Below are 17,907 nucleotides of genomic sequence, written 5' to 3'. Positions count from 1 at the left end.
GTATGAATGTAATTCAAGGTTTGGTAAATTTAGCTGCTCTACTCTACCGCCCGATATGTTCCACGTGAAACATTGTGTTTATCGGATGTAAGGAGCATTGGTTAATTCGACCATTGAGGCAAATTCTTCTTACGAAAGAATAATATTGAAACAAAAATGATCTTTTCACTTGGGCAAGCTTTTGACGTTTTATAGAGGAAGTAAATTGAATTTTTGGAGACTTTAGCATCTGTCAGCCATAGCGGGTTATCTGTCAGACAATGATACTTGTAAATAAGTTCTACCTGATATCCCTGTAGAGATTACCAGGCTCTTTGGCCAGACGCAACAGAACTTCAACGAAGCAGGGCGAAGATTAAAAAGGATTGAATCATCTTCAGAGTCAAAACCGGGTTGTAGACCTAACAAGGATAAAGACTGAATATGCAAGGCTGGACCATGTATTAAATGTATTTATTTGCTTTAGGTAACCATAATCTCGTAAAGAAGACAATAACGCAGTTTCCTGGAACCGTCGGCATCTTTCTGAAACAGGAACTTGGTTAGGCAAGGATCCCCAAATTTCTATAACGCCCTAAATCAATCGCTCCTAACCTGCAGGTAAGCAATGTTTGGCTTATCTGTACTTATTCCCCATGTTTACAGGCATATAATTGGAAAAGGCGGTGATGCCTTATATGTTGTTTGCATGAAACAAAAAACACTTGAGGAAACGTGAACTTTAACTTCTGAAGAAGGCTGTGGATTATATATTTATGTATGAGTACGGCTACAAACTTTTCCTAACAGGAAAACTGCTGGTTCAAATTTTTAATCTGATTAAATTTTTAACCTTCATTTTACCTCTGAGCAACACTAAGGAGCCGTTATGAATGGGCTAATTAGATTTCTTAAATGAATTGTCTCTGAAGATTTCTTCGGCCTGGTATTTTAATCAAAAAGGAATTCTTTGCAACTATGAACGGATTTATGTTGTTCGCATTAACCGCCTTTGTAGCTTAAGTTTAGAGATTGAGGAGAGAATATCATACCGTATTGGACGGATAATCAGTATCTCGCAGGGCTTTAAAAGTTGCATTGCTTATAAATGGGCTGAGAAAGGGAAGCTCCCACTGGAATGAACAGAATTAGCCCGGAAACCTCAACTTTTTTCTGCATAATCCCGCACAAAGTATAGCGAGAAAAAAGGGCTCTGAAGGGGCTGCTAACTAAATTATCATACTTGGCTGCATCCGCAAGACCTTACCTTTAAGTATAGCAAGAGGGGGGAATCTATAGGGTTTAAAAGTGGGACTAATTTATTTCCATTTGGCGGCTTGCAAAAATCTTTTACTTAAAACAGGGACCGCTGTTATGCCAGAGGTACATAAGAACAAATTCGCAAATTGGTGTTATATAGTGCAAAGTTGGGTTGGTTTTGACTAGTATGCCTAGTTGAGAATTATTTCCTTTTTCTCTATTCGTTAAATGCATTTATTAAGAAGCAACCCGTCCTCGCAAACTATTATCTTAATTTTTAGCTATGGGCAGGTAGCATGATCAGCTCTGTAAATTGTTGTAATGTTTGGAAGAAATGGGTTATTTCTGAATGAATGCAGTTAACTGGGAATATTGTTTATCTTTTTGGTACTCACTGATTAAATGTGTTTGCGAAGGAACAACTCGTCTGTGATTATCCCTAGTTTCGGGCTAGAGGATGTCAATATGAGCTTGCAAATTCCAGCTAAGCAGGGAGAGAGCATTATTTCCTGATGAATATGACTAACTGAAAATTATTCCTTTTCCGAAGTTAGTTGTAAGGGGACAACTTCTCTTGGTGACCATTCCCTTAATTTCAGTCTAGAGGATGTATCAATATGAGCTTGCAAATTTGAGCTAAGTAAGGAAGAGAGCATTGTTTTCTGATGAATATGACTAACTGAGAATTATTCCCTTTTTCGTATTTAGCTGTAAGGGACTTCTCCTAGTGACCAGTCTCTTAGTTTCAGTCTAGAGGATGTATCAATTATTTGCTTACAAATTCGGGCTAAGCAAGAGAGCATTATTTTCTGATAAATATGACTAACCGGGAATTATTCCCTTTTCCCGTATTTAGTTGGGTAGGACTTCTCCTGGTGACCATTCCCTTAAATTTCAGGCTAGAGGATGTGTCAATATGAGCTTGCAAATTCGAGTTAAATAGGGGAAGTGCGGTGTTTTCTGATGAGCATGATTAGCTGAAACTTCCCTTTTCGCTATGCCATTGAATGCAGTTGTTAACAGGCGGCTTTCCTGGAGATTCTTGTCTTAGTTTTAAGCTGTGAATATGTGGTAATGATCAGCTTGTGATTGGTGTTGAGTAGGGCAGAAAGTGACTTGTTCGGATAAGTAAGACTATATTCTTAAGGAATTCTCTTATTCATTAATACGGTTATTAATAGACGATGCCATCAGGATTATATTCTCGGTTTTAGGTAAGGGAAGTATAAGCTTGCCAATCACGGAGAATGTTGTCTTCTAATATGGATGACTAACCGAGGATATTATTTTTTTTAGTAGTCATGAAGGCGGTATCTAAAAGCACTTTGTTCCTGAATTCTTCTTCCAATTAATCGCCTCGAATGTTTCACGTGAAACATTGATCCTCTCTTAGGAAACTTAGTCTTATGAAATTGTATCCATAAATAAAAGCTTGATGCAGGTATATTAAAAAGCAAAGTCTTGCCTAAATCAATCTCTGCCTTGTACCGTAGTAATAGAAGCATACTAATAAACGATTTAGATGCTTTCAAATGTTCCACGTGGAACATTCCTATTTAATAGCTTAATTCTGCCTTCTTCTCCGTAATTTTGCACTTTCTAAACTGATTATGTTTCCATCATACGATATTATTGTTGTGGGTGCAGGACATGCTGGCTGTGAAGCCGCTGCCGCTGCCGCTAATATGGGTTCCAAAGTTTTATTGGTAACCATGAATATGCAAACCATTGCTCAGATGAGTTGTAATCCTGCTATGGGTGGTATTGCAAAAGGACAAATTGTAAGAGAGATAGATGCATTGGGGGGCTACTCCGGGATAGTTACGGATCAATCCATGATCCAATTCCGTATGCTTAACCGATCCAAAGGGCCCGCAATGTGGAGCCCACGTACACAAAACGATCGAATGCTTTTCGCCGCAAAATGGAGAGAGGCACTGGAAAAAACGCCAAACGTGGATTTTTACCAGGATATGGTAAAAGGACTTCTTGTGAAAGATGGAAGGTGTCATGGGGTTATTACGGGGTTAGGCCACGAAATTCAGGCAAAGGCTGTAGTACTTACGAATGGAACATTTCTGAATGGAGTGATCCATATTGGAGATAAACAATTTGGTGGTGGTAGGGTAGCAGAGAAAGCTGCAACTGGTATAACAGAACAACTTGTTGCCCTGGGCTTTGAAAGCGATCGCCTGAAAACGGGTACGCCTCCACGCATCGATGGAAGAAGCCTCGACTATTCCAAAATGGAAGAGCAGAAAGGAGATGATGAGATTGTGGGGTTTTCATATCTGGAAACAGAAAAAATTAAACCTGCACAACAAAAAAGTTGTTGGATCACTTACACCAGCGAGGCCGTACATGAAATGCTACGTACCGGTTTTGACAGGTCTCCAATGTTCCAGGGACGTATCCAGGGAACTGGTCCACGTTACTGCCCAAGCATAGAAGATAAAATAAACCGTTTTGCAGAAAGAGAGAGACATCAGTTATTTGTAGAACCTGAAGGCTGGGATACCGTGGAAATATATGTAAATGGCTTCTCTACTTCTTTACCGGAAGATGTACAAATGAAGGCGCTTCGCCTGGTTCCGGGATTTGAAAATTGTCGCATGTTCCGTCCGGGTTATGCTATTGAGTATGACTTCTTTCCACCAACACAGCTCCAGTTTTCCTTGGAAACCAAGCATGTACAGAATCTCTTTTTTGCCGGTCAGATAAACGGCACTACCGGATATGAGGAGGCAGCTTGCCAGGGTATTATGGCGGGTATAAATGCACATCTGAAGGCCCGTGAAGAGGCACCCTTTGTACTCAAAAGGAGTGAAGCGTATATTGGAGTATTGATTGATGACCTGATTAATAAAGGCACAGAAGAACCCTACCGGATGTTCACGTCACGGGCAGAGTTCAGAACACTTCTACGCCAGGACAATGCGGATCTTCGCCTTACAGAAAGAAGTTATAAAATGGGACTTGCTTCCGAAGAAAGAATGCAGAAAGTACAGGAAAAAAAGCAAGGAGTTGAAGATATAAAACGTATCCTGAAAGAATTATCAATTGAACCGGAAGAAATAAGCAGTCTCCTTGAAGAAAGATCTTCAGCCCCGTTGACACAGAAACAGAAAGCGCATCAGATACTATTACGCCCGGGGCTTGATATTTTTGCGATGAAAGACCGTGTAGAAAAAATAGGAAACGCACTCTCCGGATTTAGTAAAGATATCCTGGAACAGGCCGAGATACAGATCAAGTATGATGTATATATTGAAAAGGAAAATGAACTGGTTCAGAAAATGAGTCAGCTTGAAGATCTGGTGATACCATCCAATTTTGATTATGCAAAACTGGTTTCATTGTCAAATGAAGCAAGACAAAAGTTTAATAAAATTCGTCCACATACACTTGGTCAGGCAAGTCGTATAAGCGGGGTCAATCCAAGCGATGTACAAATCCTGATGGTTTATATGGGGCGATAGGAATAATTAGTTATTTATAAAAGGCAGATTGTTTTACGGTCTGCCTTTTATATTTTAGCAGGTACAGCATAAAAAATAAGAATTCAGCCAGAAAAACGACCTTCAGAAATGGGCCAAAATTCAATTATCATGGGCAGGTTGAACTCAAGTGTTGTAAATAACCAAAACTTCGTAAAAAAGGCTGAAAAAGCGGATTTTTAACAAGAGGAATTATTTTCCTGGTAAAGCAACCTTTTGTTGTCCTCTGCCGTATCTATTTTCAGTTGAAATTTTTATCATACTATCATTTTCAGACAAGAAAACAAAACGCACTCAATACCCAAAAGCAGGTAAGAATATTTTTGTGCACGAGCTGAATAATATTAATGAATTGATTGCCGGTTGCTGCAAAAAAGAACGCAGCAGTCAGGAAGTGCTATACCGTAACTTTTTTGGCTATGCATTAAGTATCTGTTTGCGGTATGCGCAAAACAGAGATGAGGCTGTTGAAATCATGAACGACGGATTCCTTAAAATATTCCACCACATTGAAACATTTGATACCTCCCGGTCATTTAAAACATGGCTGGCCCGGATTATGGTGAATACCTCTATCGATTTTCTAAGAGGTAAAAAGAAACTTGTTTTTACGGATGATATTAACCAGGTACCGGAACCAGGAACAGATGAAAAAATAATTGATAAATTGTCTTATGACGAACTGCTAAAGCATGTGCAGGCTTTGCCACCGGCTTACAGAACTGTTTTTAACCTGTATGTGATGGAAGGGTTTCAGCATCAGGAAATAGCAGAAATGTTGCGAATATCTGAAGGAACATCCAAGTCAAATTTATTCAAAGCAAAAAAAATACTGAAAGACAGGATTATAAAAGCTTCCACGAGTACTACCAATGGAGTAGACATAAATATGCCCTTATACAAAAATGAATGACGCATTTGAAAATAGTATCCGTAATAAGCTGAATGAAGCTGATATTCCATTCGACCAGGATGCCTGGAAAAAAATGGAATCACTGCTGGATGCCGGTAATAATAAAAAACGTCCGTCCGGCTGGTGGTGGCTGTTATTATTGCCGGTACTGGGAGGGCTCGGGTGGTGGATTATGCAGTCACCAGTAGCGGATAAAACGGTTTCACGTGCAACAGTGAGTTCCCCTGATCAACAAAGTACTGCTAACAATAGGCAAGGTGCCTCTACGGTAGACAGTAGCACCCACCATTTACCAAAAACAACCCCGGCGGAAAATAAAATACAGCAGCAAAACGGTTTGTTACCAGACACACCGGAAAAAACGAATGCAACAGTAAATAAACCAATCCAACAGCAAGGGGTACTCTTGTCTGATAATCATCTGCCAAAAACAAATACAGCAAAAGTAATTACCGGCCGTCAGCAAACCCAGTTGCCTGAAGGAACCTATCTGCCAAAAACAAACACAACAGATAGATATTCAACGGAAAAACAAACAACAGATAATGATAACAAAGTGCCGGGTATAAGCACCGGAACAAGAGAGAGAATAGACAATAAAGAGACTGTTGATTCAACTGCGGGATATTCCGTCCTCAGGTTACTGAATATAAAAAGCAGTACTAACTATAACGTATATACGAAAATTGGGAAACCGTCTGAAATAGCTGTACTTACTGAATTCCAGCAAAACCAGCAGGAGAAAATTGTGCGACGGAAAATTAACTCAAAAGGACTTTACTTCGGAGTAACATTAGGCCCAGATCTGAATGTTGCTCCATCGTTTAATTATGGTAACGTTGGCTTTAATATAGGGGCACTGGCTCACTATTATTTTAACCAGCATTGGTTTGTGACAAGTGGTGTTGTTTATAGTAAAAAATTATACGGCGCCACCCGCAGTGATTATAGAAATCCGAATTACACCAATCCATACGACCTTGTTAAAGTAAATGCCAATTGCGATGTGCTCGATATACCCGTGAATATTAACTATACATTTCTGCAGGTAAAGAACAACACCGTGAGCGCCACACTCGGTATGTCAAATTACATTATGCTGAAAGAGAAATACCAGTACATCTACAAATATTCTCCGGAAAAGGAATGGACTGTAAATAATAAAAACCAGCATTACCTTGCCATCCTGAATGTAGGAGCCCTTTACCAGCATCCGGCGGGAAGAAGATTAATTGTTGGAGTGCAACCCTATGCAAAAATTCCCCTGCATGGGGTAGGATCCGGACAGGTAAAGCTATATTCTGCCGGCTTGTCGCTGCAATTAAACCTGGTAGGAAAAAAACGCTGATCTACCCTGTAAACAATCATTATCCTGCTTTGTTATCTTCCTGATATAATGCCTGCTACATGATGTGGCACGGCATTTTCTGCATTTTTAATCACTAAAAGATTTTGATCATGGCTAATAAAAAGAATAAAACAGGACAGGAAGGTAAACAACCTCCCCAAAAAGAGGAAGATCAGTTCCCGGGCTACCCTGAGTATCCTGCCAGTGAAGATATTATGAACAGGAAAAACAGGGACAAGGAAGTGGACCTTGATATTAATGAGGTGACCGGGTCTTTCCGCAGAAACAGTGAATTACAGCCGGATAAGAAAAAGCTCAAAGAAAACGAGGAACAGGAAGGAACCTGGAGGCAGGATAAAACAGGAGATGACCTGGATATTCCCGGTGCCGAACTGGACGACGAATCAGAAGCCATTGGAGAGGAAGATGAGGAAAATAATATTTACAGCATAGGAGGGGACAGGCACGAGGATCTGGAAGAAGACAACGGTGAGTTCCTCGATCCGGATGAAGAGAAGTATTAGGCCCTATAACAGCGGAGTGAGAAGACGGCATACAGCGTCCATAAACCGTTTTAAAAGGTTGCGTTTGTTCCAGCGGGTTTCCTGGACCGGAACTGAATACAGCAGATCTTCTTCAAAAACCTTGTTTAGCCGGCCAGCTACCTCTGTATCATAAATCAAAGCGCCTATTTCGCAATTCAGGTAAAAGCTTCGGTTGTCGAAATTAACAGAGCTTACCCAGGCAAGATTATCATCTATTACCATTGTTTTGGCATGAATGAACCCCCGGGTATAAAAGAAAATTCTTACACCTGCTGCCAGCAAAGGTTTCAGATAGGAAAGGGCTGCATGTTGTACAATATAGGAATCACCTTTTAAGGGCAACATAAGCTGCACATCTTTGCCCGATAAAGCTGCCATTTGCAGCGCCGTAAGTAATTCCTCGGTAGGAATGAAATATGGATTGGCGATCCTGATCCTTCTTTTAGCTATATTGATAGCCATCAGGATGCTTTGCATGGCTATAGGCCACTCTGAATCGGGCCCGCTGGCAACAATATCTACAAAACAGGTACCTGTGAGGTCGGAACGGCCAAAAAACGGTGCAGCAAAAGGAAATACTTCTTTACTGCAATAACGGTAGCTCATCAAAAACTGTAGTTGTAAAATGTTCACAGCGTCGCCTTCAATTTTCAGATGAGTATCTCTCCAGAAGGTAGGGTGCTTGCCATTATTGATGTATCGCTCGTCGAGATTGATACCTCCTACGAAGCCAATCCTGCCATCTACGACAATAATTTTCCGGTGATTCCTATAGTTGGCATTCAGGTAAAAGTCTACCAGTACCGGCGAGAAAGGATATACACTGGCGCCATGTGCTTTTAAGCGCTCTGGAATATCACCAATCCGGTCGCTGCCCATGTCGTCGTACAGGAAGCGCACCTGTACACCCTGGTTTAATTTTTCAATCAGGATATCTGTTACCTGGTTGCCTACATCATCTGCAGCAATCATGTAGTATTCAATGTGAATATGATGTTTAGCGGCACGCAATGCGCTGAAAACCATAGGGAACTTTTCTTCGCCATTAATCAGTAATTGTACCCTGTTGTTTTTACTTAAAATAGATTGCCTGGTATTAAGCAGCATGGCAGAAATTTCCTGTTTATTTCCGACAAGCCGACGGAGCTCCACCTGCATTTGTTCTACAAGTGGTTTCTGCGATTCCCAGTACCTGGAAAATAATACTTCATCTTTACTGCCTTTCAGCGTAAACCTCCTTCTCTTGCGTAAATCGCGGCCCAGGTAGTAATAAACGATTAATCCTACTACGGGAATAAACACCAGTACAAGAATGTAGCCGATGGCCTTTACCGGGTTACGGTTTTCAAGCAGGATAGTAGCTATTAAACCAATGAAAATAAGGATCAGCAAAACTATACTGCCAATTTTTATATAAATATGCCATTCAGCACCTGTTAGATAACCAATCAATGTTCCCACCGGTAAGTATTATTTTAAGCCCGTAAAAAGATATTTAATATTAACACGTTTCTGCTAAAATGGTTACAGGACGCTTCTTTATAAGCATCGGTAAATGGATGAATATACCGGCCATCACATTCAACAGGGAAAAGAGCGTCATCCTGCTGTTTTCGCCTGAGAAACCACCTAAAAATAACCATGTTACGAAATACAAGTGGAACCACAAAGGAACCACCCATGCCGCCGGAGGAAAATAATGAGCACTTTTTTTATTTCTCCTGGCAAAGCCTATAGCTACCAATAGCATCAATATTATCAATAAAGCAAGGAGCCGATGCATACTGCTGATGCCAAATGCCTGTTTCAGCAGGTTGGCCAGCGGAAACAGAGATAGACACAGGGCAGCCTGGGAAAGGATAATGGAAAGCAAAGGCAGTGTGGCCTTCCACATCTTTTTAACTGCTGCTTTTTCAAGTAACCTGCTAAAGAACGAATAGAAAAATACCACCAGCAACCAACCATAAAAATTTGCATACGGCACGCCAAACCATTGACCGGTGAGTGTTTCAGCAGGATACCCCCTGCCTGCCCAATCCCAGTGCCACATATGCAGGCGGTATGCCACAACATCCATACTCACGTCAATATTCAACGCCAGCAGACTGTCGAGCGCCGCCGCCGCCCACGCCGGCAACGCGAAATTATCTGTGAATAAGCGCGATGAATAAATAATGACCGCCCAACCACAACCTATACAAAATGGAATATTACGGGGCGCTTTTCCAAGCATGAGCCAGAATTGGCCGTATACATAGCCACTGTTGGTAGCCACGTTCACATATTCCAGCAGCAGTCCGAAGCAAAGTGCACCCAATAGCCAGGCAACCTGCGCTGTACCCTTTTTCATGGCATGCCAGCCACATAAAAGCAAAAGCAGGTACATGCAGATCTCTGTTAACGGAAAGCAATATACGGGTGCATTACCATAAGGCATATTGGCAAAAGGAAGCATATTCCTGTTGTTTAATGTATTGAAGATAGTAAATCGCGCGTGATTCCTTTTTCAAGGAAAGAAAACGTCCTGTTTTCCGGAAACAGGGCATATAAAACGGGCTATTCCACTGTTGATCAGGAATATTACTGTACGGGCACCTGTCGTTACCAGTAGCACAGTTGAGTGCCGTCTTTCATCGGGAATTCACCTGATGAATGCGTTCCCGGTAAAGGATTTATTTTATTAATGCGGCAGTGCTTTTAAGGATCCGACTCCATGGTTAAACATTCTTTTTGCAATGCCCATGAGATAAACTGAAAACAATAATTTTTCAGATGATCATCTCTTGTATACTGAAGAACAGCCCCGTTTTCCTTATAGTGGGAAATAAGTCGCTGCAATATAACTGATATGGATATACGTAGTCATAGTATTGCGAATTGTAGTTGTTTTTCTTTAAAATCGTCTGCATATATTGAGTTAGCAGTATAAGCTTATGCAAAGCAGTTTAATATTTGAAGGGAATAAGCGTACTATGTAAATCAAAAGAAAGAATGTATATGGTTGGACAGGTACTTTTGCGGCAATAGGGTATCCCGCGTGCAAAAATGAACAAAAATTGTCCGCTAACGGACAAGAATCGTCTATAAAAAATATTGATTATTAATAGATTAAAGCACGGCATTTTTTTCGCGGAGAAATGAACATATTTTTTGGTTATGATAAAGAACTACTTTCTGATTGCCTGGAGAAATATGGGAAAGAACCGTTTTTTTGCTGCGGTGAATATATGGGGGTTGGCTATCGGGATCACTGTTGTATTATTGATTGGTGCATACACATGGGGTGAGTACCGGGTGAACCATTTTATTAAAAACAACGACCGTATTTTCCTGTTGAAAAGTAAGTGGGCCAACCCGGAAACAGGAGTAGAGTTTGCAACATTAGGACCATTAACCAAATCATTGCAGGATAACTATCCGTCACTCATAGAAAAAGCGTATGCCCATGACGGGATTAACGTGGTAATTTCTGTAGGAGATAAGCATTTCCGGGAAGGCGTACAGCCGGGTGATTCTACTTTTTTTGAGATCTTTAATTTTCCTGTGGCCTATGGTGATCCGCGTACCGCTATGGATAAGCCCAATGCAGTGGTATTAACTGAGAAAAAAGCCAGGCAGTATTTTGGAAGATCAGATGTGGTAGGAAAGTTAATAAGGATTCAATCTTTTGATGGAAAGAATGATAATTTTGAAATAACAGCAGTAATAAAAGATCTTCCTTTTAATACAGTTACCAACTTCTTTAAACCGGGAAATGAAATATTCCTGTCGACAGGCAGCATCCGTTATTTTGGCCGCGAATTTGGGTTTACAAGCTGGTTGTCGCCCAATATCGTAGGGTATGTATTGCTGAAGCCAGGTGTTACTGCTGAACAGTTAAAGAAACCTATAAAAACATTGCTGAGTACCAATACCACTGCTGAAATTCAACGTTCTCTGGAAGTGACGCCGGTGGCATTGAAGGATTCTTATATCACAATGTATAACGGACTTGCAGGAAAAATGATTGCTATTTTTTCCCTGGTAGCATTGTTTATTTTATTAATGGCGGTTATAAACTTTGTAAACCTTTCTATTGGTAATTCTTTAACGAGGTTAAAGGAAATTGGCGTACGGAAAGCAATTGGAGGAAGACGGCAGCAGCTGGTGGTCCAATTTATTACGGAATCAGTACTGGTGGTTGCGTTTTCATGTTTTGTATCACTGGGATTGTTTTTTATACTCCGACCGTTATTCGGTCAGATTATTGGGAAAGATATTCCGGGTTTGTCTGCCTTTCCGGCCTGGTTTGCGGTGTTACCGTTGATGATTATAGGGTTTACTGGTTTGCTTGCCGGCATTTACCCTGCATTTATATTATCTGCTCAACCTTCGGTGACTGCATTGAAGGGTAAAATGAAGAATGTGAAAGAGAAATTATTATTCAGGCGATCGCTTGTTGCCGTACAGTTTGTGGCTGCAATTGTAGTATTTATTGCTGCAATTGTAATAGATCGGCAGGTGGCTTTCTTTTTCAATTCAGACCTTGGGTATAATAAAGAGAAGGTGGTGACAGCCGCAGTGCCACGCGATTGGACTGCAGCCGGCGTAGCGCATATGGAGCGTATGCGGGATGAGTTCCGTGCGATGCCGGAAATAAAGGAGGCAACATTTGCTTATGAAATTCCCGATGGAGCAGCCAGTGGGGCTAACAGAATTTACCGGCCGGAAAATGATTCCAGTACAGCTGTTTCAGCGGTTGTGCTTACAACAGATGAGCGTTACCTGCTTACCTACGATATAAAACTGGATGCTGGAAAATTTTATGACGGCACTGCTGCTGATTCTGCAAAAATTGTTGTCAATGAAGCAGCTGTAAAGGCGTTGGGCTGGAGAACCGCAGAGGAGGCGATCAACAAGCCCCTGCGTTTACACAATTTCAGCCGGGTGCTGTATGTGAGCGGCGTTACCCGTGATTTTCATTTTGGCACGTTACACGATGCCATTACCCCGATCTACTTTCAACCTGTGAAAGTGGCGAATCTATACCGGTATTTATCGTTCCGTTTTAATCCTGGTAACACCTCGGTGCAGATAGCTGCATTACAACGGAAATGGCAGCAGGTTTTCCCGGATGCTCCCTTTGATTTCAGGTTCCTGGACGACAGCATAGCCCGATTGTATGAAACCGAAACACAGATGCAGAAAGCAGCGAAAGCGGCCACTGTTGTGTCGTTGATGATAGTGTTGCTTGGGGTACTGGGAATTGTTACCATGAGCATTGCAAAAAGAAGTAAGGAGATGGGAATAAGGAAAGTGCTTGGCGCGTCGGGGCTGAACATCCTGTTGTTGTTTATAAAAGAGTTCTTGGGTATCATTGTGGTTTCCAATATTATTGCCTGGCCTTTATCCTGGTACCTTTTGAACAGCTGGCTGATGGAATATGCCTACAGGGTTCATATTGGTTTGTTACCGTTCCTGGTGGTAGGCGGAACCCTGTCTATACTGGTAGGTATGATCATTTTGGGAATGACGCACCGGCTGGGAGCCATCAACCCGGTGAGGAGCCTGAGAACGGAATAATGCTTACTTTAGCAAGCATCTAAACTTACCCAAATGGCAACCCAGGTTATTATTGTACTTGTCCTTACTATGTTTATTAACGGGATGACTACTTTATCATATGCAGTCAGGCTGGTAGGTGTAAAAACTGGAAGGATTGCCATTACTTTTTCTCTTTTTAATATCGTTGTTCTTCTATCCCGTACGGCCAATACTTTGCAGGCCCCATTACTGGCCAAAACAGTAGAACAGGATCTCAAACAGGGTGTTTCTTCCAACGTAGCCATATTCAGGTATATTCTTTTATCCTGTACGGCTGGCGCAGTATTGGGCGCTTTGCTGATCCCAACATTTCAACGGTTGCTGACAAAGGCTGTATCGCATTTCAGTGTACATAAATCCATTCCTAAGTTATTTTATGTTGGTTTATCGGGAGCGGGAATGCAGTTTGTTAAGGAAAGTATGCGAATGCCAACGAAAGAACAGTTCCTGGAGCTTCCTGCCCACCGGGATATTCCGTGGCGTGTTTTCATTTACAATGTGCTGGCAAGCGCCATAATAACCATTGCTGTTTTATCCTGTGTGTATGCAGCGTACCTGAACCCGGAGTACAGAACAACCGCCAGCAATTTATCGGGAGTTATAAACGGGATAGCAACGGTATTAATGGTGTTATTTATAGACCCGCATTTATCTATACTTACAGATGATGTTGTATTGGGCCGGTTTTCGCAGGGAGCATTCAGAAGATTTGTTTCGTATATGGTGATTGCACGTATAGTGGGAACTATACTGGCGCAGCTGCTGCTATTACCCTGTGCGCAACTGATTGCCTGGCTGGCAGAAAAAGTATGATGCTGTTCACAATCGATTAACAGTTTTCTGATATTTTCTATGTTTTTTTGAGTATGAACTTTAACCCACGGAAATTATTAGTCGTTGTTGGTAACCCTCATTCCGGCAAAATGAGAACGCTGCAATATTTATTTCGGAGGAAGCAGTTTTACATCTTCAAACAACCAATAAAACTGGATGCTTCATGGAAGGAGAAATTTATTGTGGTAAATGCCCGGGATCCTTATTCCCGGACTGATGAGCAGCTTCATCGAATCAAATCTGTTATACAATATCATACGGCATCAGATACATCTTTTCTTATTAACCTCAACCTGGTACTGGACAATAGTGAATTTGATATCCGGAAGATCCTGTCATATTTTAACCAATCTGCTTTTGAAATCCATTATTTCGTTTTATACTCAAGCTGGTTTGATAAAAGAGTGATCAGCGGGGAAAATATATCACAGCTAAAACAGCTGGTAGAAAATGGCAGTATTTACATTTTTGAAAGACTGGTAACCCAGTCGGAGCTACGGTTTAACGAAAGGGTAGAAGAGCTGAAAGAGGTTATAGGGAAGATATTTGGTGTAATAGTGGATTCGGGAGAATGAGGAGGCTTTATCTTTTCTGACTTAATCCAGTGCCTTTGATCGGGTTTCTTTTTGTAAAGGCAATTTTTAACCTGATTTAGTAACAGGTGCAACATTTAAGAGCAAAAAAAACGGAATAAACAGCTTTTATACTGATTATTCCGTTTTCGTGGAAAGGAGCGGGGAAAGGTCGAAATATTTCAGCAATGATTTCACGAAATTTTGTGAGCATTTTGGCAGGAATGGGAACTCCGGATGAATTTAGTTTGACATTTTCCCCAATACTCTTAGAAAAGCTGTTTTAAAGCCCTCAGCGAGGGTAAGGTTATTTACTAATTGAGTGAATTCGTGTAAAGTCCCGGCCTGTAAGTGGCTGAGGTAGTAATATTTAGCTGCAGTAACTTCGGCCATGGAATCAAGATTGAAACGTAACAAGTAAGTTCCCAATCGTTCTTTTTCGTAAATAATATTATTATCAAGTAATCGTTGCAGCGGATCTCCTGTGATGTAGGGGAGTTCTGTGGAAATGCGGTTTCTAGCTATGCCTTTTTCTATATCTTTAGTAATATAGTTGTCTTCCACGCTCATACTACCAAGCAACTCAACTACTTTTACCAAATATTCATATGATAGGTAGTTGGGTGCATGGTTATTAGTTGGGTTAGTACTTGAGAGATAATAATAGTATATGTCGAGTATATTTTCAGGCATATTGGCCAGCATCGTTTCAAATGAATTGGCAGAATTAAATGAGCCGAAAAAGTAATCGATGATTATTTTAACTTGAGCAGGTGATATTCGATGTTCTATGTTATCCTGTATAATAGTAATTACTTTAGCTGTAAAGTTCAGTTTTTGTTGCTCAGTAGTAAGTATATTTCCTATAAACTTGTCGGTTGCACTGTTTCTGGCATTTTCGATATAGTTGCTTACAAAAAAGAGTAAGCTTTGCGTGTCCAATGATTGTGGGTAAAAAAATGAGCAGGGTAATTGCTGGAAAGAGTAGGGAATTCTTGAGGTAATTATCATGGCATTGATAGGCAGCCGACTGTGGATATTGTTAATGTACTCTTGCATTGGTTCGCCGGATTCTGAAAGGGCATCTATCAATATTACCAGATTTTTATTTTTTAACAGACCCTGAATAAATAAAGGAGGCAATAATTCATTTGGCATCCATAACCTAAATTTTTCCTCGATGGTTTTCAGGATGTCGGTGGTGTTTGTATCTACCATAAAAATGCCCTGACTGCTTTTTAAGTGACTTTCAAAATTGACAAGCCACTTACATAACTGAATACCCAGCGTCGTTTTCCCTATTCCTCCTTCTCCAATTATCTGTATCAATAGCCGTTTGTGATTTATCAGTGCAGGTGGAATTGTTGCCAGATGATTAACAGAAACAGGCGTAGTATCACCGGATAATTGATATGACAAGGGTATCTGAATGTAGGAACTCCTTTCCCGCACTACATATAGTCGGTTAAAATGTTCATTAATGACACCGCTGTGTTTACGCATCCATGCGTTGTAAACATATCGGGTGTTTACAAAAAGAGAGAGTGGAAATAGGATTCGAATAGCGGATAGTACGGTATTAAGGGGGGCACCGGCTAGTTTGGACCATTCTTCTGCCTTTAGTTTTTGATTGAGAAATAGGAGTTGTAATGGAAAGAAATACCATATACAGATGATTATCAGCAAATAACCTGTCATAAAACAGGTCGAAGTTATCCATTGCCGATAGCGTGTATAAAAGCTTTCCGGAACGAATTCCCTTTCCAGGACGAATCGCTCTTCTTTAGTATGATCTGCAAAATAAATCATCATTTTGTATCGATCGCCAGGTTCTAGCTTTAGCTTTGAAGGATCAAAGCTTCCTTTCCATACAGTTGAATCAATATTTGGTGTAAATGCGATATCCAATGGTATTAGTTTATGAAAATTGGTATCATTATGTATACTGGCAGCATATAATTTTAAATTCATTCTCGTGGCTGACATGTTTCCTTTCTTAATGCCTATTGTCACATTTATTTGTTGAGGTTGTTCCTGGATAGTGTATTGATATAATGTACTCAGTGCTGACGTGAGTACCGGTGTGGCGTGGTAGGCGAAACTTATATCGTTTTCTAAATTAGAGTCAGTACAGATAAATATCATATCAGCAGAAGTGTTGGAGTAAAAGAGGCGGTAACCTTTTTGTAGATTGAAACAAGTATCACTGAAAAAGCCATGTTCGCCGTCATTGGTAGAATAATTGACTCCCTTAGGGATTGTATCGCTCTTCTCCGTTTCAGAAAGACGTAATGTCATTTGATATTTTGGGTAGTATTTTTCTTCATTAAAGACCTTGAACGTTGGATATTTTTCTATTTCCCGCGATTGTAACATACGGAAAATCGGCCCTGCAAAGGAAGTATCAGGCATTATAGGATGATTACTGAATTGAAAATAGCTTATACTTCGTGACGAATCCTGATAGAAGGAAATTGGCATAGACATATTTGTATTTGCTTCTCCTGCTGGAGCGAAGATTGCAGGGAATTTGTGAGGTAAGCGTTGCCCCAAAAGTAGAATAATGTCATTGTTTTTGTCATAAAAACAACTTTTGCCTTTGTTATCAATTTTGAATCGCTCAAAGGGGCCGTTATCAATTGAAAAGTAAAGACACTCTGTACTGACTATATATTTATGAAGGCCACCACGGCTGACAAAAAAACCGATGACTCGCTCTGCATAGACCGTGTTGTTGTTGAATTGTAATTCTATTGGGTTGGGGATGGTTGTCCAGTGCCGGCCTCCATCGGAAGAAGAATCAATCAGATACGTATATTTTTGAGCAGACACACCAATTACGAAATTTTCATATTCGTCAATGCGCAGAGATTTCAATTTATATATTTGAAGGCTATCTGTATAAGAGACGCCGGCAAATTTGGTGTTGCTTTCACCAAGATAATCCAGTTTCATGGCAACATGATTGCGGCGCGAGGATAACTCTTCTGAGTTAATGGTTACAGTTGTTATGGTGTCACTGCAACTATAAAATAATAGGAGCAAAAGCGAGGCTAATACATATTTCATGTTATGGAAGATACATAATTATGTATTTCGCGATCATCATTCCTTTGTTTGAAAAATGGCAGCCCTGGAATCACAACTCCTGCAGTTCAAAGGGATTATACATAGGCTTTCCAAACGTTTTCCGAGATAGTATTTATTATGGAATCGTACATTTATGGGCATAAAAAAAGCCTCACATTTCTGTGAAGCTTTCTGTGGTGTGAGCCGGGATCGAACCGGCGACACAAGGATTTTCAGTCCTTTGCTCTACCAACTGAGCTACCGCACCATCCGTTTTTATTGCCCTCTCTCGTGAGGGGATTGCAAA

Annotated in this window: 10 protein-coding genes and 1 tRNA gene; 7 read left to right on the top strand and 4 right to left on the bottom strand. The window is 40.7% G+C overall.

Annotation, left to right across the window (positions count from 1 at the left end; all coding sequences use genetic code 11):
- Positions 1–2,849: 2,849 nt before the first annotated feature.
- The 4 genes from mnmG to ABIE50_RS03135 all read left to right on the top strand — a co-directional run bounded on the left by mnmG (position 2,850) and on the right by ABIE50_RS03135 (position 7,521).
- Entirely contained in the window at positions 2,850–4,718 is a 1,869-nt protein-coding gene (mnmG, locus tag ABIE50_RS03150; RefSeq protein ID WP_209856009.1) for a tRNA uridine-5-carboxymethylaminomethyl(34) synthesis enzyme MnmG, read from the top strand.
- A gap of 343 nt (positions 4,719–5,061) precedes the next feature.
- Complete coding sequence (locus tag ABIE50_RS03145; RefSeq protein ID WP_209856012.1) at positions 5,062–5,649, top strand: RNA polymerase sigma factor; 588 nt, start codon at positions 5,062–5,064, stop codon at positions 5,647–5,649.
- Entirely contained in the window at positions 5,642–6,997 is a 1,356-nt protein-coding gene (locus tag ABIE50_RS03140; protein ID WP_209856015.1) for an outer membrane beta-barrel protein, read from the top strand. The genes ABIE50_RS03145 and ABIE50_RS03140 overlap by 8 nt, the downstream gene beginning before the upstream one ends.
- 110 nt (positions 6,998–7,107) lie before the next feature.
- Complete coding sequence (locus ABIE50_RS03135; RefSeq protein ID WP_209856018.1) at positions 7,108–7,521, top strand: hypothetical protein; 414 nt, start codon at positions 7,108–7,110, stop codon at positions 7,519–7,521.
- A 3-nt stretch (positions 7,522–7,524) separates the two neighbouring features.
- Here ABIE50_RS03135 and cls read toward each other — a convergent pair whose 3' ends face one another.
- Positions 7,525–9,003: a cardiolipin synthase gene (cls, locus tag ABIE50_RS03130; RefSeq protein ID WP_209856021.1), complete on the bottom strand. Its 1,479-nt coding sequence runs from the start codon at positions 9,001–9,003 to the stop codon at positions 7,525–7,527.
- 40 nt (positions 9,004–9,043) lie between these two features.
- Positions 9,044–9,997 carry a carotenoid biosynthesis protein gene (locus ABIE50_RS03125; protein WP_209856024.1) on the bottom strand — a complete coding sequence of 318 codons (954 nt, stop codon included), beginning with the start codon at positions 9,995–9,997 and terminating at the stop codon, positions 9,044–9,046.
- A 701-nt stretch (positions 9,998–10,698) separates the two neighbouring features.
- On the opposite strand from ABIE50_RS03125, the gene ABIE50_RS03120 reads away from it, so the two are divergent.
- The 3 genes from ABIE50_RS03120 (at position 10,699) to ABIE50_RS03110 (ending at position 14,534) form a co-directional block, all read left to right on the top strand.
- Positions 10,699–13,104: an ABC transporter permease gene (locus ABIE50_RS03120; RefSeq protein WP_209856026.1), complete on the top strand. Its 2,406-nt coding sequence runs from the start codon at positions 10,699–10,701 to the stop codon at positions 13,102–13,104.
- Positions 13,105–13,137: 33 nt separating this feature from the next.
- Entirely contained in the window at positions 13,138–13,938 is an 801-nt protein-coding gene (locus tag ABIE50_RS03115; RefSeq protein WP_209856028.1) for a lipid II flippase Amj family protein, read from the top strand.
- Positions 13,939–14,048: 110 nt separating this feature from the next.
- Entirely contained in the window at positions 14,049–14,534 is a 486-nt protein-coding gene (locus ABIE50_RS03110; protein WP_209856031.1) for a hypothetical protein, read from the top strand.
- A gap of 240 nt (positions 14,535–14,774) precedes the next feature.
- Here ABIE50_RS03110 and ABIE50_RS03105 read toward each other — a convergent pair whose 3' ends face one another.
- Together ABIE50_RS03105 and ABIE50_RS03100 are read right to left on the bottom strand one after the other, a co-directional pair.
- On the bottom strand, positions 14,775–17,600 hold the full coding sequence (locus tag ABIE50_RS03105) for a beta propeller repeat protein (protein ID WP_209856034.1): 2,826 nt from the start codon (positions 17,598–17,600) through the stop codon (positions 14,775–14,777).
- A gap of 195 nt (positions 17,601–17,795) precedes the next feature.
- A tRNA-Phe gene (locus ABIE50_RS03100) sits at positions 17,796–17,868 on the bottom strand.
- Between the last annotated feature and the right edge of the window lie 39 nt (positions 17,869–17,907).

This window comes from Chitinophaga sp. OAE865 (assembly GCF_040546735.1).
In the GTDB taxonomy this organism is placed as follows: Bacteria; Bacteroidota; Bacteroidia; order Chitinophagales; family Chitinophagaceae; genus Chitinophaga; species Chitinophaga polysaccharea_A.
This window is presented reverse-complemented; position numbering and strand designations above follow the sequence as displayed.